The organism is Paenibacillus ginsengarvi (assembly GCF_003626695.1).
Lineage (GTDB): Bacteria > Bacillota > Bacilli > Paenibacillales > NBRC-103111 > Paenibacillus_AB > Paenibacillus_AB ginsengarvi.
Genome location: NZ_RBAH01000007.1, coordinates 214,416 through 240,176 on the forward strand (window position 1 = coordinate 214,416; position 25,761 = coordinate 240,176).

The following is a 25,761-nucleotide window of genomic DNA, read 5'->3' on the forward strand; positions in this document are numbered from 1 at the left end:
TCGATGCCGACGAGAATTAGCGGCTCCAATTCGCCTGCCGCGAACATGATCTCCAGCACGTTCAGAGCGTCGCCCTCCTGCGGATTAAAAAGCTCGGCTCCGTCCTGTACGTAAACGACAGGATAGCTACCGGACGCCGCTTCATAACCCGGCGGGGTATATACGGTGATCTCCCGATCCTCGAACGTTATGGAAGCAAGCGTTCCGTTCGCCGTCCACCGGCGAGGTTCATTTTGTATCTCCTCCGACATGCCATGCCCCCTTCCCGACTTCCCATTGCCCTTCAGCCCGTAATTGAATTGATAACGATTCTCATTATCGATTATAATCGACACTGCCCCCGGCGAACATGGACAATATCCGGAATCGATCTGGACGATTTCCTTAACCGAACTTGTTCACCATATCGTCCACCATCCGCTCGCATGCGCTCGCGGAGTACTCCCGCCAAGGATCGGAGGCGATCAGCGTAACGGCGCCGCTGCGGACGGCCTTTATCCCGAGCCATTCCGGCAATTGCTGCAGCCGCTCCCACTCAGCCAGCGATTCGGGCTCCTGACAAATGTTCAGCATAATCCGGTCCGCGTCGTATGCCGCCAGACCGTCCAGCGTGATCGCCTCTCCCTTTCGCCCCGGATCGATACCGGCCGGCGGGAGCAGCGCCAGATCGCCGTATAACACGTCGCGCATCCCCGCCGTCGGGGATAGGCGGATGGTTTGCTGAAACAGGCTCATGGCGACAACGCGCTGCCCGCCAAGCTGTCTTTCCAGCCGCCGCTTCGCTGCCGTTACCTTCGATTCGTAGCGCTGCATCCACATCTCGGCTTCCCGCGTCGCATCCACCGCTTCCGCCGTAATCCGCAGCTGTTCCCTCCAGCCGCGCTCCTTGTACGGGACGTATACGACGGGCGCTATCGTCTCGAGCTGATCCTTCTCTCCGCCGGTCAGCGTATCGCAGCCCAGAATCAGATCGGGAGCGGCGGCCGCGAGCTTCGCCAGATTCGATTCCCAGTGCATATTGTACCGGTAGGCGCTCAAGTGCAGCGGAATATCCGATTTGAATAATTTATAGTAGTGGGCCGTCCATTTCGGATGAAGCGGTGCTGCATAAGGGATGATGTCCAAAGCGAGAAGATGCCCGAGAATCGGCGACGAATAAACGGCGATTTTGCGGCGGCGGTTTTTCATATAAACGGTAGGCGATACGCCGGTCTCCTGCTTGAATTTGCGGCTAAAATAAAACTCGTCGCCGTAGCCGACCTGCTGGGCGATATTGCGGAGCAAGGCGCCCGATCGGGCCATAAGCCGTTTCGCGGCCGTCACCCTTACTTCGGTCAAATAATCGATCGCGCTCAGGCCGTACGTTCGTTTGAACAAATCTACATAATATTTCGAACTGATCTCCGCCATACGGGCGAGCTGGTCGATCGTGATGCTCTCGCCGTAATGGCTGTCTATGTACGCTTTCGTCCGATCGATCGCGGCTCGCGAGTCCGTCGTCCGGCGGCGCGTTTGCTTCGCGATCCAGTACAGCAGCTCTTGAAATGCCGATTGGCCGCGAAACCGCTCCAGGCTGTTATCGTGGCGGGACGAGCCATAAACTAACTCGCACAGCGCTCCGATCTGCTGCTCGGGATAGATCGGCACTTCGCCAGCGTATGGAAAAGCGTGATCCGCTTCCCCGTCTCGAAACACGTCGTATTGAAAGGCGAACAGCTCCGGACCATCCTTGTCGTGAACGGCCACACCGATCGTCTGACCCGGACAAATGAAATAGGCCGTATCCGGCCTCAGCGTATATTCGGTTACATCTATCGTCAAACGTCCGCCTCCGGTTCTCGAAAGCAGCAGCATGTGCGAGCTTACGAGCCGATGCTCCAGTTCCCCGCTCAGCAGATCGGTGCTGCGGAGCTTGATCCATATATCGTCCGGCATTGTATCTGCCTGCAAAATTTCTCGTTCTCGGTGCATAACCGATGCACCTCCATTTTTTGAAAATGAGAATCATTATCACAAATAGAGGGTAGCACAACGGTTCTTTTCCGGTCAATAGGATGGAAACAATTTCAGTGCGATGCTCCTGTCCGGTGCAAACACAAACAGACCGCTCCGTTCGCTGCCCGCGTCCGGTCGGTCTGTTTGTATAAGCTCACGAATTATGTGGCATCCCTCAAAGAATAGTACGTTCGATTGCTTTCTTCATGAATATAACGCAGCAGCTCGACCAGCTCCTTTACCCGTCTGGCCTCGGAATCGTAACAGCGGTCCGGCTTCCTTCTTCGGATCGCAAGCGCCTCCCGCACGAGTCCGTGGAAATGCTCCGGCAGCCGGTTCAAGCCGTATTCGCCAGCGCCCTGCTTGCTCGTCACGTCCCGCTCCCGAAGCGTGTACAGCTGCCGCAGCATGCCGAGCACGCACCATTCCACCGCGAAGTCGACAGTCTCGGCGGCAACGGCTCGTTCCTCGCGGTTCACTTCCCCGGACAAGCTCTCGAGCTTCGCCACCCAACCGGCCCAGTAGCCGTTCATATTGCCGATCACGTAGTCCAGCAGCGTCGAAACCGGCACCTCGAAATCGAACGGCACCTTCTCGCCGTAAACGCATATGCCGTGCTTTTTCAAGATCCACCAGGTGACCGGGTTCAGATCGGCGCCTTTGCCGTCCAAATGCAGCGCTCCGTTAAAATAAACCGGGACGGAGCCGATCTCGCCGTCGGGTTTGCCAAGCTGCTCCCGCAGCAGGTAAGCTCCCATAATATCGGTGCCGGGCAGCGTCTTTGCCAGCTCCTCGTGGGCGGCCTCGATGGCCAGCAGCTGGCCGGGGCCAGGCGGACGCCGAAAAACGGCGATAAAGTCGATGTCGCTAGCCCCTTCCACGTACGCGCCCAGCGCCGTAGAGCCATACAAGTAAACGGCCTCGATCAGCCCGGGACAGTTTATTTCCAGAGCGGCGCAAAGCCGGCTCATCGTTTTTCCTACAATTGCGGGTACCAATTACAACCCCTCCTCTGCCGATTCGGTCGAACGATTCCATTGTAAACCGTTTCGGGCCGGCGGAAAATGGGCGGAGCCTGATAGATCGGTCATCGAACCCCGATAAATGGCCGTGTCTTACTCCTGCAAATATGTATTCACTTTCGCCTGTACCGTCTTCGCGGTATCTTCGGCCGTTTTTTGCCCCGAGAAGAACGGGCCGCTCTCCTGCTCGATTATCGCTCTCACCTTCGGATCGATTTCGGCATACAGCTGAAGCCCCGACAGCGCGGCTTCGATCATGTCGATATCTTTCTGCTCGGGAGCGCGCGGCTTGAACTCCTTGCCGTCCTTGCCCATAATTCGGATCTGGTTTTTGCCGTCGCTCTGGCCGATCTCCTTGAGCTGCGCCTGACGCTCCAGACTTGCCTTCCGGTTAACGGCAAAGCCCGACATCTCCTTCATTTTCTGCATGTCCTCGGAGAGCAGCAGCTTCACGAACTCCCAAGCTTCCTTCTTATGGCCCGATTTCGCGTTGATCGACAGCAGCATGTCGGACGTAAACGAGAGACCTTTCGCTTCGTTAAACGAAGGCACTTTGTAAAAAGCTCCCTTGCCGTCGAACTGCATCTGGCTGAGCAGAATCATGTCCTCGTACTGGTTCGGATTGAAGCTTTGGAACATAGTATCCGCCCGCTCCGGCCGCTCCGGTGTAATCAGCTTGCTGTCCGCCATCGACTTGCTGAGCTTGAGCATGTTTGCAAACAGCTCGCTATCGAATTTTTTATTCGTGTAATCGACGAGTTTGGCGAAGCTGGAGTCGACCATTTTGGACAGCAGCTGCTCTCCGCTTGTCGCTATCATCGCATAACTCGACGTATTGCCGTTTTTCGCCGCCTCCCGCGTTATCGATTCGGCCGTCGCCTTGAAGTCGTCCCAAGTCCACTTGCCGTCGTCGAATTTGGCGCCGCCGAGCACCGCCTGGTTGCCTAGCAGCCAGTTGATCGAAAGCTTGGCGGGAAGCGCATAGATCGCTTTCTTATACAACATCGCGTCGAACACATTCGCATAGTAGTCGTCCCGCTTGAACGAGCCGTCGTTTTTCATCAGCTCGTTGATCGGCTCCAGCAGCTTTTTGTCGGCGTATTTCTTATAAGGAAAGCTTCCGTCGGTAATGATGATGTCCGACGCCTTGCCGCTCATCAGTTCGGTGTTGACCGTGCTTACGAACTTCTCCAAATCTTTCGGATCGGTTTTCGCTCCCATCGTGCGGATCACCGTTTTGCCGTCCGAAACCGGAGCGGCGATGCTTTCCTTAATTTCAACCTTTGCATTCGGATGGCTTTCCTCAAACTTCATCTTCGCCATTTCGAGGACGCGGTTTGAAGTCATCACCGATACCGTCAAAGTAAACGGCCCGGCTGTGCCCGCCTCCTTCCCCTTCTCTCCGGATGAGGCTGTACCGTCGGCTCCTCCTGCTTGCGAACCGGAAGTTCCTCCGCAAGCGGTAACCAGTGTCAGCGATAACAGGGCGCTTCCGGCAGCCCAAGTACGCAGCGATTTGTAAGTGTTCATGTGTATTCATTCCTTTCCCGAATTTGTTGGTGTTCACGGTGCGGCGCCAGTGCCGCAAGTATTGGCAAAACGACGAATACGAGCAGCTCCTGCGGACGAAGCGTATAGCCGGTCCCCGCCAAAGACGCAGCCGCTGCCGTTAAAGCGACCGCGACGCAGGTATAAATAGCAAGACGGGTCAGAATTCCGTCAAGCGCCCGTCCGGTTAGCGCCCAATAGCGCAAGCCGATACCGAGCAGGGGCAACCCGATCAGCATACCTGCAAACGTAAACCCACCAACCAGCTCATGCACCCGCTTGTACAAAAGCTCGGAAGCGGAAGCCACATATCCCATATCCGCCACCTGTCGCTGCCAGCCTTCGATCCACCGGTCCCGATAGAAGGTCCAGTCGATGAGGACATCGGGAATCAGCTTCGGCGGGATGTAGAACCGGTGGCGAATCGTGAGCCATAGTGCGACCATGCAGACGGACAAAACGAAGCATGCCGCCGTGCCCGCGGCTATCGGCCTGCGGTAGCGGCGCAGCACGTCCGCCCAATCCTCGGTCGCCAGCCCGCGGCGGAGCTGATTCGCCATATGCCTAATTCGAGCGGCCGCCAGCACAGCGCACAGGACGATGCCGAGCGATCCTGCCGCCCCGAGCAGCAGCTTCGGCATTTGGCCGATCCAGTTCCGCTCCGCGGCCAGGTTGACGATCTTGTATCGGGAAGGCGACTTGCCAATCGCCGCCAGCGCACGACTCGCATCGGCTTCGCCGGTTATGGATCCGCCCGGTCCCGCCGCCAGCTCGAGCGTCATAATCCGCAGCTGCGGGTTCAAGTCGGCAAGCGTCGTCATCGGCACGAGCAGATCCGGCCTGCCGTTATCGGTCATCCGGTGCAGCAGCGACGGGGCTTCCTCGTATACACCGACGATTTTGAACGTGATTCCCATCATTTGCAGCGGCATGCCCACGACATCGCGGGTACGATACAGCTTGTCGGCCAAGCTGGAGCTGATCAGCACGGCGGCGGCATGCTCTTCGACCGAGCGCAAGGTAAGCGGACTGCCCCGGTACATGGCAAACGTGATGAAGTCGTCATAACGGCCGCCGACCCCGAATACGTCCGCCTCCGTTTTGTTGTCGCCTCCCGATACGCTTGCGACCGTTCGGGCCGAATAATACCCCGATCGTCCCCACTTTTGCAGCAGCTTGTCGGCCTCTGGCAGCGTCAAGCCGGCACGGCCCGCCGGGTCGACGGACAAATCGACGTTTACGACAAGCTTGCCGAGCGACTCCGCGCCGCTTCTATCGCTCCACTCGGTCAAAAACGACTCGGACAAGCCGACGCCGGCGACAAGCAGCCATATACCGGCGAATACAAGCAACGAGGCTACGCGGGTTCGTTTCATAGCCCACCTCCTTACTCGGCCAGCATGACCCGATCGCCTTCGCGAATCGGCTTGCTGCCTGAGACGATAATTTGATCGAGCGGGCTTACGCCGCTTTCGATGGACGTTTTCTCGTCATCGGCATCGACGATCGTGACGGCGGAACGCTGTGCGTACGATTCGTTGCCGAGCGGCCCTTTCGTCTGCTTGAGCACGAGTACGTATTTGCCTGCGCTGTCTTCCCGAACCGCCGCGTTCGAGACGAGCATCCGGGATTGCGGCATTTTTTTGGAGGCCAGCAGTTCGCCCGACTCTCCGCCCTTCAGCCGGCTGTCCGTCAATTCGACAACCAGTTCCTTGCGGGAATCCGCTCCGGCTCCTGAACTGCCTGTCCCGGCGGCGGGATCCCGGATGACGGACAGCTTCCCCTTCAGTCTGGCGTTGCTCCATGCGGCAATCACCACTTCCACCGGATCGCCTTCGCTTATGTATTTCGCCTTGGACGAATCGACCGTCGTCTTGAACTGATATCCTTTCGACACATCGGTCACCCGTGCGATCGACCGTCCTCCCGTTGGCGCGAGCCCGGCCGTCGCATTCAGCTCGATAACCGTTCCCGTAACGGTGGAGACCAGCTTCGAGCCTTGATTCAACTGCTCTCGCAGCTGCCTGAGCTTGCGCTCCTGAATTTGCATATCGAGCTTTACGCTTTCGAGGTCGCGTTCGAGTGAACGCTCCTGCGCCGCATTGCCGCCTTTTTTCGCCTCGATGATGCTGAGCTGCAGCTTCTCCACGTTCAGCTTCTTCTGTTCGTAGCGCGCCTCCTCGTCCAGCAGCGTCCCCCGGGCGTCATCCGTCTTGAACGTGACGAGCGTTTGCCCGGCCGTAACGGGGTCGCCGACTTTGACCAGCACCTCCTCTACCGTCCAACGCGTATCGACGTTCAAGTCGACCGTCTCCATGACCTCAACCGTCCCCGTACCGCTGACGTCGTGCGACAGTGCGCCGGGCGCCGCTTTCTCCACCGTCACCTGGGGCAACGAAAATTGCAGCAGCGTGTTGGAAAATAAAGTGAGCGTAATCATTAGCAGAGCAAAAGCGATGATGAGGCTGCGAATCGTACGTTTGCGCGCGGATGCGCCGGTCTGCCGTTCGTACGGCTGCAGCGCCGTTTCCAGCGACTCCATGACGTCGTTCTCCTTTCGGTATTCGTTAATTTAGTCTATAGCGCCGCCTCGTGGCGAAAGGGGAGTACGCTCAGCCTTTGATGCCCGACAGCTGAATGCCTTCGATCAGATGCTGTTCGGCGTACAGCATCATAAGCAGCATCGGCGCCATATAGATGGCACAGGCGGCAAAGGCAAGCCCCCGCTCCCCTTCGCCGATCGCCGACAAATAAACCGACAGCGGCTGCTTGATCGCGTCGCGGAGAAAGATCAGCGGCTGCTCGACCATGTTCCAGTTGTCGACAAACGCCAGTATGGCGAGCGCTGCCAGTCCCGGCTTGCACATCGGCAGCACGATGCCGGTGAAAATGCGGAGATGTCCGGCTCCGTCCGCCCGCGCCGCTTCGATGTAGCTGTAAGGAATGACGAGCATGAACTGCCGCATCAGGAAGACGCCGAACGCCGAGAAAATGCCGGGCAAAATGATCGCCCAATACGAGTTCAGCAGGCCGAGCCGATCGGCCACGATAAAATTCGGCACAAGCGTCACCTGAAACGGCATCAGCATCGTGACGATGTACATGAAAAACAGCGGCTCCCGAAACCGGAACCGGAGCTGCGAGAAGGCGTACCCCGCCAGCGCGGAGACGACCAGTTGTCCGGCTATGATCGGAACGACCATAAGGACGGAGTTCCAGAACATGAACAAGAAAGGCTGCTTTTTAACGAGCACGTTGTAATATTGCCGCAGCGTCACCATCTGCGGAATCCACTTAAGCCGGATGTACGAATCCGCAAGCTTCGGATCGAGCTCCGATTTGTTCGCCGATATCGGCTTGAAGTTGTTCGTAATTTCACTTTCGGTCATCAGCGAATTCGTAAATGTGAGTACGATCGGAAAGACGAAACCGGCCGCGAGTCCTAGCAGCAGAGAGGTCAGGAGCGTCTTGCGCAGCCCGGCGAAGCGGCGTTTCCGGGTCCCCGGCTTCCGGACGGCGAAGATCCGCCCCCTCGCGGCTACGATGCCGCCCTCACTTTGTCGAGACATAGTCCCATCCTTTCTGGTCGGCGCTTATCCGAGTGTCTTGGCCATCCGGCGCTCGATCGCAAACAGGAGCAGCACAAGCGACACGATGACGACCGCCATCAGGAACGCCGCGCTGGTCAGCTTCTGGTAATCGAGCGACTTGAACATATTGTTCATGTAGTGCTGGAGCATGTAGATGCGCTCCTGCGGATATTCGCCGGCGATCATGTACGTTTCACGGAACACCTTGAACGAGTTGATGATCGACATGATGAAGACGAAGAATGATGTCGGCGTCAAGTAGACGAGCGTAATCGTCCTCCACTGGCGAAATTTGCCGGCGCCGTCGATCGAGGCGGCCTCGTAATAATCGGCCGGAATGTTCTGTAAGCCGGCGAGAAACAGCACCATGTTATAGCCGACGTTTTTCCATAAATACACGACGACGACGACCCAAAACGCCATCCCGCTCTCCATCCAGTCCTGCGGCTTTAGCCCCCACGACAGAAGCAGCCCGTTGATGCTGCCGTTCATATCGAACAGCGACTGCCACACGAGCACGACGGAAGCTACCGGGATCACGAGCGGCGCGAGAAAGCCGATCCGCAGCCAGACTCGTCCGTACACGCTCCGGTTCAGCAGCATCGCGAGCAGCAGCGACAGCCCCATCCCCAGCGGCACGCTGATCAGCGTAAACCGGAGGGTATTCGACGCCGCCCGGCGAAAAACGGGATTGCCTATCAGCTCCGCATAGTTATCCAGCCCGACAAACTTGCCGCCGATCGGCGTATCGATGAGCGAGTAGTAAAAGCCGACGCCGAACGGAAGGAGAAAAAACACCGCGAAGCCGGCGAGGCTCGGCGCCAGAAACAGGCTCGCCGTCCAGCCGTCGCTAAAGCGGAGGCGCTGTTGCAGCCTTTTCCAGCTTATTTTCATACGATGCATCTGCACCGCCTTTCGCTCCGAATTTGGCCTTAGAAGGGTACAAACGTATCGTAATCTGTCAATGTGACAACCGTGTGAACTGGTGCTACAATGGGGGCGGGAGCGTGGGGAATATGGGCAAAACGATTCTGATCGTCGAGGACGAGGCGAAAATGCGCAGGCTGCTTGCCGATTATTTGCGGCATGAGGGCTACATGACGATCGAGGCGGCGAACGGCCAAGAGGCGCTGGAGAGATTTGATCCGGAGCGCATCGATCTCGTCCTTCTCGATATTATGATGCCGTTCATGGACGGCTTCGCCGCCTGCAAAGCGATCCGCAGGCAGTCGGGCGTGCTGATCGTGCTGCTTACGGCCAAATCGGAGGAATATGACAAGCTGCAAGGCTACGATCTCGGCGCCGACGATTATGTGACCAAGCCGTTCAGCCCGAAAGTGCTGATCGCCAAAATCAGGGCGCTGTTCAAGCGGCTGGACGACAGCCGGGCAAGCGGCGGTGGCTCTGTCAAGGCGTCCAATTCGATTCAGGGGCTTGAGCTGGACCCAGACGCCCATGAGGTCCGCGTCGACGGCCGAGCGATTCCGTTCACCCGCAAAGAGTACGAACTGCTCCTGTACTTGTACCAAAATCCGAACATTACGCTGTCGCGCGATCAAATTTTGAATCAGGTATGGGGCTATGATTATGACGGGGATATGCGCACCGTCGATACGCATATTAAACGGCTGAGGCAGAAGCTGGAGCACAAGGCGGAACTGATCGCCACGATCAAAGGATACGGCTATAAATTCGAGGTGAAACGATGATCGGACGATTCCGCAAAATATCGACGAAGTTGTTCGTGCTGACGTCGCTCCTGCTTATTTTCTTTTTGACGCTGCTTGTGCTCGTGCAGTCGAGCTTTTTCGAATCGTATTATCGCAGCAAAAAAATTAACGAGCTGAAGCTCGCTCTGGATACGTTCCGCAGCACGTATTATAAGTCGCAGGACGATCTGTCCCGGCTTCCCGAGCAGTTTCCTGAGTTCGAGAAGCGCTACTCCGCGACGATGGCGATCGGGCAGATGAAGGACGGCTCGCTCATGCTGGGCAGCCAGCCGCGCGTTGCGATGGTGCGCGTCGTCGACAAGGACGGCAATGCGATACAGAGGGAGCAGCAGATTTTCCGCTCTCCCCTTCCCGATAACTCGCTGACAGCGGCGGTTACCGCCATGAACGGCTGGAAGGAAAACGCCTCGCTCGTCCGCCGGGTAATCAATCTGGGCGAGACGGTTACGTTCGCGAGCGGCAGCGGCGGCGTTAGCTCCGGCACGAGCACGATAGCCGCAGTCGCCCCGCTCAAAAGCGGCGACGTTACCGACAACGTGCTGCTGGCAGTCGCATCGCTTCAGCCTGTCGGCGAAGCGGCAGGCATCTTCCGCGACTTTTACGTTTACTTCCTGCTTCTCGCCATCGTGCTTATTGTGCTGCTTACGTACGTGTTCAGCCGAATGATCTCGAGACCGCTCGTTAAGCTGAACGAAGCGGCCGGACGAATGGCCGCACTCGATTTTTCAGCCAAATGCGACGACGGCTCGCGGGACGAAATCGGCAGCCTGGGCGGCACGCTGAACTTTTTGTCGCAAAACTTGAACGAGACGCTCGGCCAGCTTCATGCCGCCAACGAGCAGCTTAAGGCGGATATCGAAAACGAGAAACGGCTGGAGCGGCTGCGCCGGGAGTTCGTGGCCAGCGTATCCCACGAGCTGAAAACGCCGATCAGCCTGATCGGCGGTTATGCGGAGGGACTGAAGGACGGTATCGTGCAGGGAGAGGCTCGGGAGGAATATTTGGACGTCATCGTGCAGGAAACCGAGCGGATGGGCAATATCGTAAGCGACATGCTCGATTTGTCGCAGCTCGAAGCCGGCAAGTTCAGCCTGCGCAAGGAGCCGTTCCGCATCGGCACACTGGCCGAATCGCTGACGGACAACATGTTCGCGCTGCTGAACAAGAAGAAGATCGTCTGCGCCGTCGAGCTGGAGGATGCGAACGCGCTCGTTTTCGGCGACGAGTTCCGGATCGGCCAGGTTTTTACGAATTTGCTTGGCAACGCGATCCGGCATACGCCGGAATACGGTAAAATCCGGATCTCCGCCGTTGAAGGTCCCGGCTCCGGAGTGCCGGGGGCGGTCGGGACGATCGAGATTCAGCTGTTTAACGAAGGCGAGCCGATACCGGATGCCGACTTGCCGCATATTTGGGACACGTTCTACACGGTCGACAAATCGGGCAGCCGCGAGTTTGGCGGCTCCGGCATCGGTCTTGCCATCGTCCGGAACATCCTGACTTTGCACGGAAGCGCATATGGCGTCCGCAATGCGGCCAGCGGCGTCGTCTTTCATTTTACACTGCCGCTTGTCGACGAATCGTGAGGCGCCGAACGGACTGCGTATCGTTCGCATGTGCGTTTTAGCGTGAGTCATTTGGGGCAAGGACGTTTCGCTGTAACGTTTATAGCGGCAGTTTCACTTCCTCTTCGCCCGGTCAGCGGCGTTCCGTCAGCGATAACGGAACTTCCGCTTCCGTTCCCACTGTCTCAGCAGAGCCGCCAGTTCCGTTATCGCCGCTTGGCGAGCCTACTAGGCCTGCATAGCGGAAGCCGCACTTCCTTTATTGCCCCGTTTGCCCGGCTCCACTCGAGCTATTGGTGGCTTTAACGGAACTTTTGCTTCCGTTAAAGCCCGGTTCATCGGCGATCCGCCAACTATAGCGGAACTTTCACTTCCGCTTCCCTGCCCCTGGACAGCTCCGATCAGAGGTTATAAAAAAAGCTCGCCTTCATCAGGCAGGGAGCGGCAGCTATAGCAAATATAAGGTTCGGCAGCCTGAAGCATGTTACGGCTTACGAAGCCAGACCTCATTCAACATCATTTCAGAGCCGAAATGTTCGACTTGTCGCCATACTCTTCGCCTTATTGGAGTCACTGCCGCATATATATGTGTAGATGGTTAACTCCGAATTCCAAAGGAGGCACACTCATGAACCGACAATTCCCGATGCCGGGGCCGCAGCAGGGACCGCCGCTGGTGCTCAAAGCGAGAAGCTTCCTCGGCCTACCGGTCGGCATCTCGCTGAAGAGCGGCCAAGGCGTCGCCGGTATTTTGTGCCAAGTCCAGTCTGGTGAAATATTCGTACTGCAATATTTGTACCATGCGCAGTTTGCAACATTCCACTACCCGTTCCAGGACATTCAAGACATTCACGCTTTTCCAAAGTGCCGGCAAAGTCCGATGTATTAGGCGAAATGAGCGTCGTTAGATATGACAACCACAACTCGTTGACTTTATTATTGATAGCGGCAATTGGCGAGTTATAATGGATACAAGAACAGTCGTCGGAAGCTCTTTAATCGTTAATGATAGGTGAAAACGATCGCATCAGCCGTATTGTTATACTTGATCTGTGAAAAGGATGTCTGCTGATGAATACCACAATGTATAAAGAACTTATTGCGTATCAGGACAATATGCTCAACATAAACATTTTTCAGCAGATCAGGCATTTTCACACGCCGTTTCCGGAAACTAAGTATCACTACCATAAAGAGATTGAAATGTTGTACGTTCAAGAAGGCTGCCTGGAGATCGGCATACAAGACGAACTTCACCGACTTGAGCCCGGAGATGTAGTGCTGATCGGCACGTCCCAACCGCATCTTACCTATGCTGTACCTTCGGAAAAAGCGATTTACTTGACCTTGCATTTCGATCTTCAATCTTACTACGATCCCAGCATGTTGGTACATTACAGGTATTTCGCCGAAATAGATAACCCTTTAAGTCGCGTCAATGAATTGTTTCGACAAAATGCGAAATTGCGAAACGATATCGGACGAACTGTTCTGGACATTCATCAGGAGATGGAACGCCGTTCGAGTGGCTACAAAATGGCCGTCAGTCTCCTTGTGAAACAGATGCTTCTGGCTATTTTGCGGAGCGATCTGGATGAAGCGGCTCGTAGTCAGGAACAGATCCCCGCTTATCCGCTTCATTTGGTGTTTGAATATGTTGAACGCCACCTGGCGGATAAAATCGAAATGGAAACGATCAGCAAGATGATGAACTTGAGCTATTCTTATTTTTCCAAATACTTCAAAAGGGTTATGGGGCTTTCCTTTATCGAATATGTCAATATCCGGAGAATCAAACAAGCCGAGCGGCTCCTTCTGACCAAGGACGGCAGTATTGCCACCATAGCCGAGCAGGTCGGAATTACGAATATAGCTCACTTCTATGAATTGTTTAAACGTTACAATCGTTGTTCTCCGAAAGAATATGCTCTGAAGCTTGCAACATCGGGCTCTCCGGACAGCTGAGCGAACGGGAACTTTCCGTTCGGAAAGAAATTCCGCCTGGAGCCGAATTTCATTACACGAAAACGAACCTTCATTCCTTCATTGGCTAAGGAATCGGAGGTTCTTTTGCTTGATAGAGGCGATCAAATACAAGAAGTTAGTCGATCAAGGCAGACACGATAGAAAACAAAAATGGATAATAAGCGGACAAAAGCTGCAATATCCAAAACTAGCAAAACACTTTATGATGGCTATAACCGGTTTACGCAAGTGCAATGGGCGCCCTCGAGTGTAAGCGTTTCAACCATAACAAATGGGGAGAGATAATTAGATGGTCAAATTACGCATCGTTTCTTTTATGGCTGCCGTTTTAGTAGTGCCAAGCATACTGATCGCCTGCAGTCAAAACGGGGAAAACGGCAAGGAAAGCCAGAACGGGGACGGTCAACAGACTGTGCAAAAGACGGAATACAAAGGGGGCCCGGCCGAGCTTCTGGTACTCGATGTAAACTCCGGTACGACAGACGAACAATTCAAAAAATTTTTTGTCGACCCGGTTAAAGCCAAATATCCGCAAATCAATCTGGTTCAAACGCGCGAGCCGATAGACAAGCTTCTTGCGGCAGGTACGCCGCCCGATATGGTACTGGTCAGCAACCCTGCTTTGGCGACCATACTCGAGTACGATATCCCGGAAGATCTAACGTCGATGGTCAAATCATACGGCATCGATCTCAGCCGGATGGATCAGGCCGTCGTCCAACAAATGATGAAGCTTGGCGATCAGAAGGCGTTTTACGGGATGCCGTTTGCTATGAACTATGGAGCGACGGTTTATAATAAAGATATATTCGATAAGTTCGGGGCTCCTTATCCGAAAGACGTCATGACTTACGAAGAGATGCTGGAGATGGGAAAAAAACTGACTCGCTCCGACGGCGGTACGAATTATATCGGGGTCATGCCGCCCGACCTGAGACAGATGTACTGGCAATACGGCTTGCCCGTGTTCGATAAAGCGAAAGGGAAGGCGTCCATCACATCGGATAAGCACGTTCAGGTGTTTGATCAGCTCAAGCAGTTTTACTCCATTCCGGGCTATGTGCAGGATGGAAAATACAGACACTCGACCGACCTGTTCTTCAAGGAGCAGCGGATGGCCATTTACCCGAACTTGATTGCCGCCTTTAACATCTTTTTCACCAACGCGGGAACGAAGGATGCGTTCAAATGGGATTTGGCCGCCTACCCGACCTACAAAGATCGGCAAGGAATCGGGCTGGTCGTCGACTTTCATATGGCGGTCGTCAACAAATCGAGCAAAAACAAGGAGGCGGCATATCAAGTATTGCTCGGCCTGGTGAGCGAGAACGTGCAGACGATGCTCAGCAAAGCCGGACGGTTGTCCGTCCTGAACGACCCGGGCATCCGAAATGTATACGGGTCGGACAACGATTTGTTTAAAGGGAAAAATTTGCAGGCGATCTTTAAAGTAACCCCGTCGCTGCTGCCGGAAGCATCCAAGTACGATCCAAAAATCAACGGCTTGCTAAACGAGGAAGTAACGAGGAGCGTCGTTATTGACGGAATCGATATCAATACGGCATTGCGAAACGGCGAAGAGAAAGCAAACAAAGAAGTAGTGGATGTCCTCAAGTAGATCTACCCATCTTTTTTTCAGCCGTCGGTTATTCAGCCTTCGGCTTTTCTTTCCGTTGTCACGTGACATCCATATGTTGCAAGGGCAGCCCGGCAAAGCGGCCCCAAGTCCGTTTCAGGCCGGGCTGTTACTGCTGCTGCTCGGCGAGCGCGCGGGCTATGGCGTCTCCCATCTGCGACGTCCCGAGCAGCTTTTGCGGATCGTCGCCGCTGCGGAACAAATCCGCAGTCCGATACCCGGCATGCAGCGTAGTTGTTACAGCTTTTTCGATGTGCGCAGCTTCGGCGGCCAAGCCAAAGGAATAAGTAAACATCAAAGCGACGCAAAGTATTGCGCTGATAGGATTCGCAATATTTTTCCCTGCAATATTAGGTGCCGACCCGTGTATGGGCTCGAATAAGCCGAAGCTTGAATCCCCCAGACTAGCAGATGGAATCAGTCCGATGGAACCTGGCAGGACGGAAGCTTCGTCGGACAGAATATCGCCGAACATATTGCTTGTGAGCAGAACGTCGAATTGTCTCGGATTAAGGATAAGCTGCATGGCAGCGTTATCTACATGCATGTAGTCGTTTTCTACATCGGGATAAAAGCCGGCAACTTCATTCACGACCTCTCGCCATAAAACGCTGCTCTTTAGAACGTTGGATTTGGCCACCAGCGTTACTTTCTTTTTTCTTTTCTTTGCATATTCAAAAGCTTTGACGGCAATTTTTCGTATTTCCGATTCGGTGTACGCTTCAACGTCTGAAAACTGTCTTTCCCCGCCGCTCACGGTTTCCTTTTTCTCCCCGTAATACATGCCTGATGTCAGCTCGCGCACGATCAGCACATCGATATCACGGATTATATGCTCTTTGACCGGCGACAAATGGAATAAAGATTCGAAGCTTCTAATTCCCCTCAAATTCGTGTATAAACGAAAATGCTCTCGCAGCGGAAGGATCGCCTCCCGCTCCACGCTCGACCATTTGGGATCGTTCATCTGCTCGGGCGGCCCTCCGAACGGCCCTTTCAGCAAGGCGTCGCAGGTTTCGGCTTTGGCGAGCGTAGCTGGCGGCAGATGATGCCCGTATCGGTCGAAAGCTTTGCCGCTTGCCTCTAACGGCACGATTTCGAATTGATGATGGTGCCTCTTCTCGACTACGTGCAAAATCTTCAACGCTTCCTTCATGATCTCGGGACCGATATAATCTCCTTCCAATACGCCAATCACTTTCCTCATCATCGGTATGCCTCCCTTTGTCCGCAAATCTCACTTGTAACCCGATTTTAATGCGAAGTACCCTTATTCAGCAAATATATAAAACCAATATCTATAATAGCTATCACCTATAACTTTGGTAGTTGGAACAACGAAAAAGGTCCATACAATGCAAAAATCCCACCTTCAACAGGCGGGAGTAATGATTTTTGACATATATAAACACAAGTAGGATATCCTCGACATCCATATTATTAGTATAAACGACGGCTGATTATAAGTCTATACTTTTTCCGTTTTTTCCCGTAATTTCTTAGGGGTAATGCAAAAAACCTCCAGGAGGTTCTTCCATGCCCCAATCCCCGATCCGAAGCAAAACCGGCTTCGCCATCCACAGACTCACCCCGTTCAAAGGCCGTATCGCCCTGCTGTTTTTGCTGCTGCTCACCGGCATCGCCCTGCAAATTTACAGCCCCCGTTATGTGCAGTTGTTTATCGATCAGGCGAAACAAGGGAGCGAGCTGTCCGTACTGACGACCAGCGCCCTTCTCTTCTTGCTGCTTACGTCGATACGCCAAGTTGTTACGGTAGCCGTGCAGGCCATGACCGGAGAGCTGACCTGGAACGTGACGAACCGGCTTCGGCTCGAGCTGGCCGGGCTCTGTCTCGAACGCGATTCAAACTTTCACAGTCGCCATACGCCCGGCGAGCTGCTGGAAAGAATCGACGGAGACGCCAGCAAGCTGAACAACTTTTTGTCCGCTTTTATATTAAAAGTTATCGGCAACCATCTGCTGATCGTCGCCGCTGCAGCCGCCATCTGGTTCATTCACCCCGTCGTCGGCGCTGCCGTCACCGGATTGTCCGCGCTTGCGCTGTATGTGCTGCACCGGATGGGCAGCTACGGAACTTCGACGGTGCGCCGTTATTTGGCCGAATCGGCCGAACTGCTCGGCTACATGGAGGAACGAATCGCAGGGAGAGAAGATATTCGCGCCCTGAACGCAACCTCGCATGTGCTTGCCTCGTATTACGATCGTCTTCGCAGCTTGTACCGAACGCGCAAGCGGACAGGAGCCGTCCTCGGGATTACACTGAACGCCGGTGAAGTAACGCTCGCCGCCGTGCTTGCCGGGACGCTGCTTGCGCTTGGCCTTTTATCTTTGCACGGTGCGGACTTGACGATCGGCACGATATTTCTTGTGTACTACTACGTTACGATGCTGCTCGTTCCGCTGCGCAATATCGTAGCCGAAATGTCGGATTTGCAGCAGGCCGGAGCTGCGCTGCACCGCGTGGGCGAGCTGCTTGCCGAAGGACGTTCGGCGGAAGCGTCCCCCTCTTCCGAAAACTGCCGCTTGACCGGAGAAGGTTCATTATCCGTCCGTTTCGAGCAGGTGACGTTCGGGTATGAGGTGGCGAATCCGGTCATACGAGCTTTAAGCTTCGAGGTCCCGGCAGGTCGGACGATCGGTATCGTCGGCAGAACGGGCAGCGGCAAATCGACGATCGCCAAGCTGCTGTTCCGACTGTTCGAAACTCAGCAGGGAACGATTACAATCGGCGGCGACGATATCCGCAGCCTCGATCAGGACAGCCTCCGCTCACGGATCGCCTACATCCCGCAGTCCACCCAGCTGTTCGAAGGAACGCTGCGCGACAACATCACGATGTTCGATCCGTCCGTTTCAAACGACGAGCTGTATGAAACGATGCGAATACTGCACATGAACGTATGGCTAGAGCACTTCCCGCAATCACTCGATAAACTCGTCAGCCGGGACGGACAAAATTTGTCTGCCGGAGAGGCGCAGTTGATCGCATTTGCGCGAGCTTTTCTGAAGCGGCCGGGCATCGTCATCATGGACGAAGCTTCCTCGCGGATCGACCCTGCGACGGAGCGGACGATCGCAGAGGCCGTTGCCAGGCTGATGTCGGGCCGGACGGTGCTGGTCATCGCTCATAAGCTCGATACGGTGGCGAGTATGGACTATATGCTGGTTATGCAGAACGGCACGGCGGCCGAGTTCGGAGAGACGCGGCAGCTGGCGCAAGATCCGTCGAGCGTTTATGCATCCATGCTGCGGAAAGCGAGGGAAGCGTAATGCGCGACGTATGGGTCGTTCTAAAAGCGATGTTTCTGTACGCGCCGATCCGGTACGGCACAGTCGCATTCTTACGCATTGTCGGCTATGGCGGCTTGGGCGTCCTTACCGGCCTGCTTATAAAACGCTTCTTCGATGAGGCGTCCGCTTCAAGGCTGACGGCTTCTTCGGTGATTGGGCTGGCGGCGCTGCTGCTGATCGTTCCGCTCGTTCAAGCGTTCTCCTATTATCTCGATCTTTCGCTCAGCTACGGATGGACGGAAATTATTCGCGCCATTTTCCGCCGCAACCTGTTCCGATTCGCGCTCGAACATCCGGGTGCGTCGCCGCTGCCGGTCAGCCACGGGAAACTGATGAACATCATCCGCACCGACGCGGCCGTGCCGGAGTCGCTCATGTGGGATTTGCCGTATTTTCTCGCCTATACGCTGTTCTCCCTGTGCGGCTTGGCCGTGCTCGGCGCTATTGATGCGGTGACGACCGCCTCGCTGTTCGTTCCGATGCTCCTTGCCGTCATCGCCTCGCAAATGCTGAAGCGCCGTATCGGCTATCATTACGAGCGGCAGCAGAAAACGTCCGACCGTTTCCTCGGTTTGCTCTCGGACATACTCCGTCATCACGAGACGATTCGCATCAACAGCGCTTCCCCCGCCTTCTTGAACCGACTGGCCGCTGCGGCCGAAGAACGGGCGACTGCCGGGAAGAGAAACACCTTGTTTCAAGCGCTGCTCGGCTCCGTCTACGAATATATCGTAGGCGCAGGCATCGTGCTGCTATTGCTGCTCATCAGCGGAAACATGCGTACCGGCGGCGTCACGGTCGGCAGCTTCACGCTGTTTATTTTTTTCCTCGGTTATGTGTCGAACGCGATTCGGATGATGTCTACTGTAACTGCGGGCTTCAAAAAGGCGGAATCCGCGCTGTCCCGAATCGCGGAGCTGTTCGGCGAGGAGTCCGTCCGCAAGCTGACCCGGCACGATTCGCTTTATCTGGATGCGGCTCCTCCCCTAACTCCGGCACCGACGCGTTCCGGGCGTCTGGAACGAATGGAGCTTCGCCGTCTTGGCTACCGCTATCCGGGTACGGACCGAGGGATCGACGACATCGGCTTCTCGCTTCCTCGCGCCTCGATAACAGTCATTACCGGTCCGGTAGGCGCGGGCAAAACGACGCTGCTGCGTACGGTTCTCGGACTGCTCGAAGGCAGAACCGGAGATGTCGTCTGGCACGGCTCCGCTCTTCCCGATCCGGGCTATGCTCCGGTCCCTCCGCTGGCGGGTTACGTCCCGCAAATTCCGTCCTTGTACAGCGGAACGCTGCGAGATAATCTGCTGCTCGGTTATCCCGATGATTCGCTCGAGGAAGCGCTGCACGTGTCGATGCTGGAAGACGAAATGACTCTTTTTCCGGACGGTCTGGATACACGGGTCGGCCCGAACGGGGCGACCTTGTCCGGCGGACAGAGACAACGCCTCGCCATCGCAAGGATGATCGTCCGCAAGGCCGAGCTGTGGGTGCTCGACGACATTTCCAGCGCTTTGGATGCCGATACGGAAATCCGTCTATGGCAGCGGATCGACAAGGTTCGCAGGCGCGAAGGCATCACTTGCCTCGTAGTCAGCAACAAGCCGTACGTGACCGCCTATGCCGACCAGATGCTTACGCTCGAAGACGGCAAGATCGTCAGCTCAAAATCCCGTTCGGCCGATCGCCCTGCGTCACGGGCTTGAGCTTTACTTCCCTGTTATCCCGGCCCGAGGATAAACCTACCATTTCATGAAAATGTGGGGCGTATTGCCTTACATGTCAACATTTTGGCAATGAAATCCCTTCCCGACCAAGTTACAATATCTATCAGGAGGGATGACATGAAAAAGAAGATTATTAGTCTTGTTTCTATCGCCGCCATATCGCTGACCATCTCCACTAGCGCCTTCGCCTCGCCGGGAACGGTAGAACGATCGGTAAACTTCCGTTCGGCGCCTTCTACAGGCAGCTCGGTTTATCAACTGATCAAATCCGGTTCGTCTATCGATATTTTGGAGAAAGTAAACTCTTATTGGTACAAAGTTTCGTATAACGGAAAAGTAGGCTACGTGTCTACCGACTACGTGAAAGCCTCTGGCGGCAGCTCGTCAGGCGGATCTTCCGGAGGATCGCCGGGCAACCCTTCGTCCTCATCAAAGGTGGACCGCATCATCGCTCACGCCCAGGCGCTCAAAGGCATAGTCCATTATTCATACGGCGTCAACAAACCGACCTCGGTCATGGACTGCTCCGCTTTTACCAAATACGTATTCGGACTTGAAGGCATCTCGCTCAAATGGGGCACGCGTTACCAGAAGGACGCCGGCAGCTTCGTCTCCAAGAGCAATTTGCAGAAAGGCGATCTCGTCTTTTTCTCGACAAGCACAAAAGGCACGATCGGCCATGTCGGCATATACATAGGAAACGGACAAATGATACATAACAGCCCTTCGTTCGACGGAGTCGGCATCTCCTCGATCAATTCGGGCTACTGGGCCGACCGTTACGTGACGGCTCGCCGCGTGCTGTAGAGGTACATAACAAGCAAGGATGACGCTTCGATGCGCTTTATGCGCTTCGGGCGTCTTTTTTTCCGTTCATGACAGGTAGTTACACAACAGAGGAAACGAAATAATGGTATAATAGTGTTGATAAGGAATGGAGCTGATTCGGATGCACGACCTGCTTGACCCCAAGAATGATTTTGTCTTTAAGCGAATCTTTGGCAGCGAAGAACCGCAATTAGGCAAAGCGATGACGGCATTGGAATATTTGAGCCAAAGTGCGGAAGTGCGACGGCTGTACGAGATGAGGCAAAAGGCGCTGCATGACGAGGTTTCCATGCTCGAAAGGGCTCGCGAGGAAGGAGAACGCAGAGGTCGAGAGCAAGGCCGGGAGCAAGGCCGGGAACAAGGTCTGTATGAAAAATCCGCAGAAATCGCTCGAAAAATGCTTGCCAAAGGCAATGAGATCGATGAAATTGTGGAGTTGTCGGGATTAACCGCTGAGGAGATTGAGCGGTTGAAAGCTCATTAAGAGCCAAGCATCGCCCGCCCAAAATCATTACTTAATTCGGAGACTGCCACGCAAAAGAATGCACCATCCGGCACCGGAACCTGGCAACTGCCGAGCCAGGCTTGACCCGTGGCCTTTGACAGGTAGATGCGTATGCGATGAGCGAAGGGGCCTGAGGGCCCTTTTTCGCACCAGCTCCCCCTTTCCATTCCTCCGGCCGTCTATGCTACAATAGAATCTATTAGTCTGCCTGGAGGAACTGAAATGGAAGTTAGACGCATCGCAAACCGTAAAATATACGAGCAAATCGCCGAGCAGATTCAAGAGCAGATCGTAAGCGGCAGGCTGACGCCCGGCCAGAAGCTGCCCTCCACGCGGGAGCTGACCGAGCGTTATCAAGTCGGACGTTCGACGATGCGTGAAGCGCTCAGCATGCTCAAAGCAATGGGACTAATCGAAATCCGCCAGGGCGAAGGCTGCTTCGTCCGCAGCCCCCAAGAGGCGGAAGTGGAAGTGCCCCGGTTCGAGCATTTGTTCACAAGCATGGAGGCGGTTGTCGAGCTGCTAGAGGCACGCATCTCGCTCGAGGTGGCGAACGCCGGACTGGCCGCAGTGAAGCGTACCGACGACGACGTTGCCGCGCTTGAGGCCGTACTTGCGGATATGGACAACGAGCGGGCAACGGAAACGGTCGGCGAGAAGCAGGATATGCGCTTTCACCTGACGCTGGCGAGGGCGACGCACAATTCGATTATGGTAAAGCTGCTCGAGACGATCTCGGCGCAAGTCGAGCTGACTATCCGCGAAACCCGCCGGGTTAGGCTATATGCGAACAAAGAAATCGCCGGCCAGCTGTGGCGCGAGCACAAGGCGATTGCCGACGCGGTATCGGCGCGCGATCCGGAGCAAGCGCAGGCGGCGATGCGGCGGCATCTGATTCACGTGGAAGAAGAAATTATGAAGCATTGGCGGCGGCAAAGCGGCTCTCCCGCGCAGCCGTAGGCTTACGGAACATAACAGCCGCTACAAGGGGCTGTTATTTCCGCCGCGCGAATGGCCGTAGCGGAACACCGGCCCGGGCGAGCATATCCTGTTTTCGCAACATATCCGGGCAGCACCCTCTCCCCTTCCCAATACAAAGCGTTTCAAACGCCGGTGAAGGCGAAAAAATATCTTTTCTTTTCATTAGTTGTCTGATAACCTGATAATTAGATGACTTCGAATAACAAGTCCAGCCTACTCCAGAAAGAGGGGTTCCCATTTCCATGAAAGTATCGCTATTTATAACATGTCTGGCCGACATGATGTATCCGGAGGTTGGCGAAAGCGTCGTCCGGCTGCTGCATAAGTACGGCTGCGAGGTCGATTTCCCTGAGCTGCAAACATGCTGCGGACAACCCGCGTTCAACAGCGGCTACCAGGACGAGGCGCGTGTTGTGGCTCGGCAGTGGATTCGTGCGTTCGAGCACAGCGACTATATCGTCTCCCCTTCCGGCTCCTGCACCGGCATGATTCATCACTACTACCCGCAGCTGTTCGAGGGAGAGCCTGAATGGAAAGCAAAAGCGGAAGCATTGATCGCAAAAACGTACGAGTTCTCGCAATTTCTCGTTCAAGTGCTCGGCGTAACCGATGTCGGCGCTTCGTTCCCGCACAAGGCAACCTACCACCCTTCCTGCCACGCCATGCGGCTGCTCGGAGTGAAGACCGAGCCGGCGGAGCTGATGAGCCGCATTCACGGTTTGGAACTGGTCGAGCTGCCGCATAAGGAAGACTGCTGCGGATTCGGCGGAACGTTCGCGGTGAAGATGGCCGATATGTCGGAAGCGATGGTTTGCGAGAAGGCGAAGCATGTGCTGGAGACGAACGCGGACGTGCTCGTCGGCACGGACATGGGCTGCCTGATGAACATCGAAGGCAGGCTGAACAAGGAAGGAAAACCGATCCGCGTTATGCATTTGGCGCAATTGCTGGAACAAGGAGGAACTTCACGATGAGCGGAACGACCCACGATACGGATACGCAGGCGGAAGCGCTTGCCAAGATCGGCAGCGGGCTGAAGAAGCGGACGGAGATCGCTCTTGGCGACCATTTTTTGCGCGGCGCGGTCGCCTTTACGACCGATAAGCTGAAAACCGGCAAGCTGAAAGCGATGGACGACTTCGGCGACTGGGAGACGTGGCGCGAGCGAGGGCGCGCCATCCGCGAGCACGTCGTGTCGAACCTCGATTATTATTTGACTCAGTTTTCTGACAATGTGGCGAAGGCAGGCGGTCATGTCCATTTTTGCCAAAGTGGCGAGGATGCGGTGCGGACGTTTCTGGATATCGCCCGCCAGTCGCAGGCGAAGCTGGTAGCCAAAGGCAAATCGATGGTGTCGGAAGAAATTCATTTGAACCACCGGCTCGAGGAAATCGGCGTCGAAGCGATCGAAACGGATCTTGGCGAATATATTTTGCAGCTCGCGAAGGAAACGCCTTCGCATCTGATCATTCCGGCTATTCATAAAAACAAACAGCAGATCGCCGACTTGTTCTCGGAGCATTCTGGGGAAACATTCCCGCCGGAAACGCGGCAGCTCGCCGATTATGCCAGAAACCAGCTGCGGAACGTATTCCTTGAGGCGGATATCGGGCTGACCGGCTGCAACTTCGGCATTGCCGAGTCGGGCACAGTCACGCTCGTCTCGAACGAAGGCAACGCCCGGATGGTGTCGACGGTTCCGAAGGTGCATGTCGTTGTCATGGGCATGGAACGGCTCGTTCCGACGTTCGCCGACGTGGAAGTCATGCTGAACCTGCTCGCCCGCAGCGCGACCGGGCAAAAGCTGACGACGTATACGTCGTTCATTACAGGCCCGCGCCGCGAAGGCGATCTCGACGGACCGGAGGAGCTGCACGTGCTCGTGCTGGACAACGGCCGTTCCTCGCAGCTCGGCGACCCGCAGTTCCAGGAGGTGCTGCACTGCATCCGCTGTGCCGCCTGTTTGAACGTATGTCCGGTATACCGCCAGGTCGGAGGCCACACGTACGGCTCGGTGTACAGCGGACCGATCGGCGCCGTGCTAACGCCGCTGCTTCAGCAGGACTACAAGGAAGCGGGCCAGCTCGCCTACGCTTCCAGCTTATGTGGGGCTTGCTATGAAGCTTGTCCGGTAAAAATACCGCTCCACGACATGCTCGTGCAGCTCCGGCATCGCAAAGTCAAGCTTAAGCTGACTCCGGCCGCCGAGCGCATCGCTTTCAAGTCGTTCGCCACCGCTTTCGGCAACGTCACCTTGTACCGGATGGCCAGCAAAGCGGCCTATTACATGCAGAAGCCGCTGCTGCGCAGCGGTGCGATCCGGCGCGCGCCGGCGCCGCTCTCCGGTTGGACGCAATCGCGGTTTTTGCCGATGAAGCCGAAGCTGTCGTTCCGCGAGCGTTGGGAGAAGTTGCAGCACGAGCTGTCCGTCGGAAACACAAACGGAAGCGGTCACAGTAATGGACCAGGCAGCGAACCAAACAGCGGCAACGGAAAGGAGAACCGGCCATGAACGTAAACACTCACAGCGGCACCGTCTCGGGCCGCGACGCCTTTATCGCCCGCCTCGCGCAGCGGCTTGGGCGATCCTCGCCGCTGGCATCCGCCCCGGCACGCCCCTTCGCGGGCGTACCGGAAGCGTACGCCGCGCGGCGAACGACGGTGCAGGAGCGCATCGACCAGTTCGGAGCGAACTGGTCTGCGCTGACCGGCACCGTCTGGACCGCCCGCGCCGCAGACGCCGCGGACGCCGTGCCCGCGTATGCGCAGCGCATCTGCGCGGAGCGCGGCATCGATCGGGTGTCCCGCTGGGATCACCCCGATCTGGCCGCGCTGCCGCTGGATGCGGCGCTGGCCGCTGACGGCGTCGCCGTCGTGCCGTGGCGCGCAGACGGCGCAACGGACGAAGACGCGCCCGTTGGCGCTGACGGCAGCGTCTGGAGCGGCCGCAGCCCGCTGCTGCGGGCGACCGAGCGCAGCAGGCTCGGCATCGTCTGGGCCGACTACGCCATAGCCGGCACGGGGACGCTCGTTCTGCTCGCCCACGGGGGACGCGGACGGTCCGTCAGCCTTATGCCGGATACGCTGTTTGCCGTGATTCGCGCCGACCGGCTCGTCACGAGAATGGGCGAAGCGTTCGAGGCCGTGCGCTGCGATTATCCCGAAGCGGCCGCCATGCCGTCGTCCATCAATTTAATTACGGGACCGAGCCGCAGCGCCGACATTGAGAACGACCTCACCATCGGTATTCACGGACCGGGCAAAGTATATGCCCTCATCCTTGAATAAGCGCCGCACTCAAACATGCAGCAAAGCCGCAAAGCCCCGCTCCGC

The 25,761-nt window shown here is 56.0% G+C and carries 21 protein-coding genes and 1 pseudogene; 13 read left to right on the top strand and 9 right to left on the bottom strand.

Annotated features, from left to right (window positions below; genetic code table 11):
* Positions 1–2: 2 nt before the first annotated feature.
* From D7M11_RS38040 to D7M11_RS12330, 8 genes and pseudogenes are all read right to left on the bottom strand, one after another.
* Positions 3–251, bottom strand: a pseudogene (locus D7M11_RS38040) (alpha/beta hydrolase-fold protein); the annotation flags it as partial.
* Between the two features lie 133 nt (positions 252–384).
* Entirely contained in the window at positions 385–1,971 is a 1,587-nt protein-coding gene (locus D7M11_RS12300; RefSeq protein ID WP_120747506.1) for an AraC family transcriptional regulator, read from the bottom strand.
* Between the two features lie 185 nt (positions 1,972–2,156).
* Positions 2,157–2,993, bottom strand: coding sequence for a nucleotidyltransferase domain-containing protein (locus D7M11_RS12305; RefSeq protein ID WP_120747507.1), 837 nt, complete (start codon positions 2,991–2,993; stop codon positions 2,157–2,159).
* Between the two features lie 117 nt (positions 2,994–3,110).
* On the bottom strand, positions 3,111–4,547 hold the full coding sequence (locus tag D7M11_RS12310; RefSeq protein ID WP_120747508.1) for an ABC transporter substrate-binding protein: 1,437 nt from the start codon (positions 4,545–4,547) through the stop codon (positions 3,111–3,113).
* Positions 4,544–5,941, bottom strand: a complete 1,398-nt coding sequence (locus tag D7M11_RS12315) for an ABC transporter permease (protein ID WP_120747509.1) — start codon at positions 5,939–5,941, stop codon at positions 4,544–4,546. Before D7M11_RS12315 ends, D7M11_RS12310 begins: the two co-directional genes overlap by 4 nt.
* A gap of 11 nt (positions 5,942–5,952) precedes the next feature.
* The gene (locus D7M11_RS12320) at positions 5,953–7,107 is read right to left on the bottom strand and encodes an efflux RND transporter periplasmic adaptor subunit (protein ID WP_120747510.1); all 1,155 of its coding nucleotides are present in this window, start codon (positions 7,105–7,107) and stop codon (positions 5,953–5,955) included.
* Positions 7,108–7,177: 70 nt separating this feature from the next.
* A complete protein-coding gene (locus tag D7M11_RS12325) occupies positions 7,178–8,134 on the bottom strand; it encodes a carbohydrate ABC transporter permease (protein WP_120747511.1) in 957 nt (318 codons plus the stop codon).
* Positions 8,135–8,158: 24 nt separating this feature from the next.
* A complete protein-coding gene (locus D7M11_RS12330) occupies positions 8,159–9,049 on the bottom strand; it encodes a carbohydrate ABC transporter permease (RefSeq protein ID WP_240041072.1) in 891 nt (296 codons plus the stop codon).
* 122 nt (positions 9,050–9,171) lie between these two features.
* Between D7M11_RS12330 and D7M11_RS12335 the strand changes: the two genes are divergently transcribed.
* The 5 genes from D7M11_RS12335 (at position 9,172) to D7M11_RS12355 (ending at position 15,054) form a co-directional block, all read left to right on the top strand.
* Positions 9,172–9,864 carry a response regulator transcription factor gene (locus tag D7M11_RS12335; RefSeq protein WP_120747513.1) on the top strand — a complete coding sequence of 231 codons (693 nt, stop codon included), beginning with the start codon at positions 9,172–9,174 and terminating at the stop codon, positions 9,862–9,864.
* A complete protein-coding gene (locus tag D7M11_RS12340; protein ID WP_120747514.1) occupies positions 9,861–11,471 on the top strand; it encodes a sensor histidine kinase in 1,611 nt (536 codons plus the stop codon). The genes D7M11_RS12335 and D7M11_RS12340 overlap by 4 nt, the downstream gene beginning before the upstream one ends.
* A gap of 607 nt (positions 11,472–12,078) precedes the next feature.
* The gene (locus tag D7M11_RS12345; protein ID WP_420818131.1) at positions 12,079–12,339 is read left to right on the top strand and encodes a hypothetical protein; all 261 of its coding nucleotides are present in this window, start codon (positions 12,079–12,081) and stop codon (positions 12,337–12,339) included.
* A gap of 182 nt (positions 12,340–12,521) precedes the next feature.
* On the top strand, positions 12,522–13,415 hold the full coding sequence (locus D7M11_RS12350; RefSeq protein ID WP_120747515.1) for a helix-turn-helix domain-containing protein: 894 nt from the start codon (positions 12,522–12,524) through the stop codon (positions 13,413–13,415).
* 310 nt (positions 13,416–13,725) lie between these two features.
* Positions 13,726–15,054 (top strand): ABC transporter substrate-binding protein, encoded by a 1,329-nt coding sequence (locus D7M11_RS12355; RefSeq protein WP_120747516.1) that lies wholly within the window; start codon positions 13,726–13,728, stop codon positions 15,052–15,054.
* A 127-nt stretch (positions 15,055–15,181) separates the two neighbouring features.
* Here D7M11_RS12355 and leuB read toward each other — a convergent pair whose 3' ends face one another.
* Positions 15,182–16,282 (bottom strand): 3-isopropylmalate dehydrogenase, encoded by a 1,101-nt coding sequence (gene leuB / locus D7M11_RS12360; protein ID WP_205127048.1) that lies wholly within the window; start codon positions 16,280–16,282, stop codon positions 15,182–15,184.
* Between the two features lie 326 nt (positions 16,283–16,608).
* Between leuB and D7M11_RS12365 the strand changes: the two genes are divergently transcribed.
* From D7M11_RS12365 to D7M11_RS12400, 8 genes are all read left to right on the top strand, one after another.
* The gene (locus tag D7M11_RS12365; protein WP_120747517.1) at positions 16,609–18,363 is read left to right on the top strand and encodes an ABC transporter ATP-binding protein; all 1,755 of its coding nucleotides are present in this window, start codon (positions 16,609–16,611) and stop codon (positions 18,361–18,363) included.
* Positions 18,363–20,093, top strand: a complete 1,731-nt coding sequence (locus D7M11_RS12370; RefSeq protein ID WP_120747518.1) for an ATP-binding cassette domain-containing protein — start codon at positions 18,363–18,365, stop codon at positions 20,091–20,093. Before D7M11_RS12365 ends, D7M11_RS12370 begins: the two co-directional genes overlap by 1 nt.
* A 138-nt stretch (positions 20,094–20,231) precedes the next feature.
* Complete coding sequence (locus D7M11_RS12375) at positions 20,232–20,921, top strand: C40 family peptidase (RefSeq protein ID WP_158606568.1); 690 nt, start codon at positions 20,232–20,234, stop codon at positions 20,919–20,921.
* 127 nt (positions 20,922–21,048) lie between these two features.
* On the top strand, positions 21,049–21,426 hold the full coding sequence (locus tag D7M11_RS12380; RefSeq protein WP_240041073.1) for a hypothetical protein: 378 nt from the start codon (positions 21,049–21,051) through the stop codon (positions 21,424–21,426).
* A gap of 243 nt (positions 21,427–21,669) precedes the next feature.
* On the top strand, positions 21,670–22,407 hold the full coding sequence (locus D7M11_RS12385) for a FadR/GntR family transcriptional regulator (protein WP_120747520.1): 738 nt from the start codon (positions 21,670–21,672) through the stop codon (positions 22,405–22,407).
* Positions 22,408–22,670: 263 nt separating this feature from the next.
* Positions 22,671–23,402: a (Fe-S)-binding protein gene (locus D7M11_RS12390; protein WP_120747521.1), complete on the top strand. Its 732-nt coding sequence runs from the start codon at positions 22,671–22,673 to the stop codon at positions 23,400–23,402.
* Positions 23,399–24,940: a LutB/LldF family L-lactate oxidation iron-sulfur protein gene (locus tag D7M11_RS12395; protein WP_120747522.1), complete on the top strand. Its 1,542-nt coding sequence runs from the start codon at positions 23,399–23,401 to the stop codon at positions 24,938–24,940. The genes D7M11_RS12390 and D7M11_RS12395 overlap by 4 nt, the downstream gene beginning before the upstream one ends.
* A complete protein-coding gene (locus tag D7M11_RS12400) occupies positions 24,937–25,716 on the top strand; it encodes a LutC/YkgG family protein (RefSeq protein WP_120747523.1) in 780 nt (259 codons plus the stop codon). The genes D7M11_RS12395 and D7M11_RS12400 overlap by 4 nt, the downstream gene beginning before the upstream one ends.
* The last annotated feature ends 45 nt before the right edge of the window (positions 25,717–25,761 follow it).

Bases quoted from the DNA above. Each gene is read 5' to 3' on its own strand.
- D7M11_RS12400 (WP_120747523.1), top strand. From the start codon at position 24,937: ATGAACGTAAACACTCACAGCGGCACCGTCTCGGGCCGCGACGCCTTT.
- D7M11_RS12355 (WP_120747516.1), top strand. From the start codon at position 13,726: ATGGTCAAATTACGCATCGTTTCTTTTATGGCTGCCGTTTTAGTAGTG.
- D7M11_RS12395 (WP_120747522.1), top strand. From the start codon at position 23,399: ATGAGCGGAACGACCCACGATACGGATACGCAGGCGGAAGCGCTTGCC.
- D7M11_RS12300 (WP_120747506.1), bottom strand. From the start codon at position 1,971: ATGCACCGAGAACGAGAAATTTTGCAGGCAGATACAATGCCGGACGAT.
- D7M11_RS12385 (WP_120747520.1), top strand. From the start codon at position 21,670: ATGGAAGTTAGACGCATCGCAAACCGTAAAATATACGAGCAAATCGCC.
- D7M11_RS12370 (WP_120747518.1), top strand. From the start codon at position 18,363: ATGCGCGACGTATGGGTCGTTCTAAAAGCGATGTTTCTGTACGCGCCG.
- D7M11_RS12320 (WP_120747510.1), bottom strand. From the start codon at position 7,107: ATGGAGTCGCTGGAAACGGCGCTGCAGCCGTACGAACGGCAGACCGGC.
- D7M11_RS12340 (WP_120747514.1), top strand. From the start codon at position 9,861: ATGATCGGACGATTCCGCAAAATATCGACGAAGTTGTTCGTGCTGACG.
- D7M11_RS12330 (WP_240041072.1), bottom strand. From the start codon at position 9,049: ATGAAAATAAGCTGGAAAAGGCTGCAACAGCGCCTCCGCTTTAGCGAC.
- D7M11_RS12310 (WP_120747508.1), bottom strand. From the start codon at position 4,547: ATGAACACTTACAAATCGCTGCGTACTTGGGCTGCCGGAAGCGCCCTG.
- D7M11_RS12380 (WP_240041073.1), top strand. From the start codon at position 21,049: ATGGAGCTGATTCGGATGCACGACCTGCTTGACCCCAAGAATGATTTT.
- D7M11_RS12350 (WP_120747515.1), top strand. From the start codon at position 12,522: ATGAATACCACAATGTATAAAGAACTTATTGCGTATCAGGACAATATG.
- D7M11_RS12345 (WP_420818131.1), top strand. From the start codon at position 12,079: ATGAACCGACAATTCCCGATGCCGGGGCCGCAGCAGGGACCGCCGCTG.
- D7M11_RS12335 (WP_120747513.1), top strand. From the start codon at position 9,172: ATGGGCAAAACGATTCTGATCGTCGAGGACGAGGCGAAAATGCGCAGG.
- D7M11_RS12325 (WP_120747511.1), bottom strand. From the start codon at position 8,134: ATGTCTCGACAAAGTGAGGGCGGCATCGTAGCCGCGAGGGGGCGGATC.
- leuB (WP_205127048.1), bottom strand. From the start codon at position 16,282: ATGATGAGGAAAGTGATTGGCGTATTGGAAGGAGATTATATCGGTCCC.
- D7M11_RS12375 (WP_158606568.1), top strand. From the start codon at position 20,232: ATGAAAAAGAAGATTATTAGTCTTGTTTCTATCGCCGCCATATCGCTG.
- D7M11_RS12390 (WP_120747521.1), top strand. From the start codon at position 22,671: ATGAAAGTATCGCTATTTATAACATGTCTGGCCGACATGATGTATCCG.
- D7M11_RS12315 (WP_120747509.1), bottom strand. From the start codon at position 5,941: ATGAAACGAACCCGCGTAGCCTCGTTGCTTGTATTCGCCGGTATATGG.
- D7M11_RS12365 (WP_120747517.1), top strand. From the start codon at position 16,609: ATGCCCCAATCCCCGATCCGAAGCAAAACCGGCTTCGCCATCCACAGA.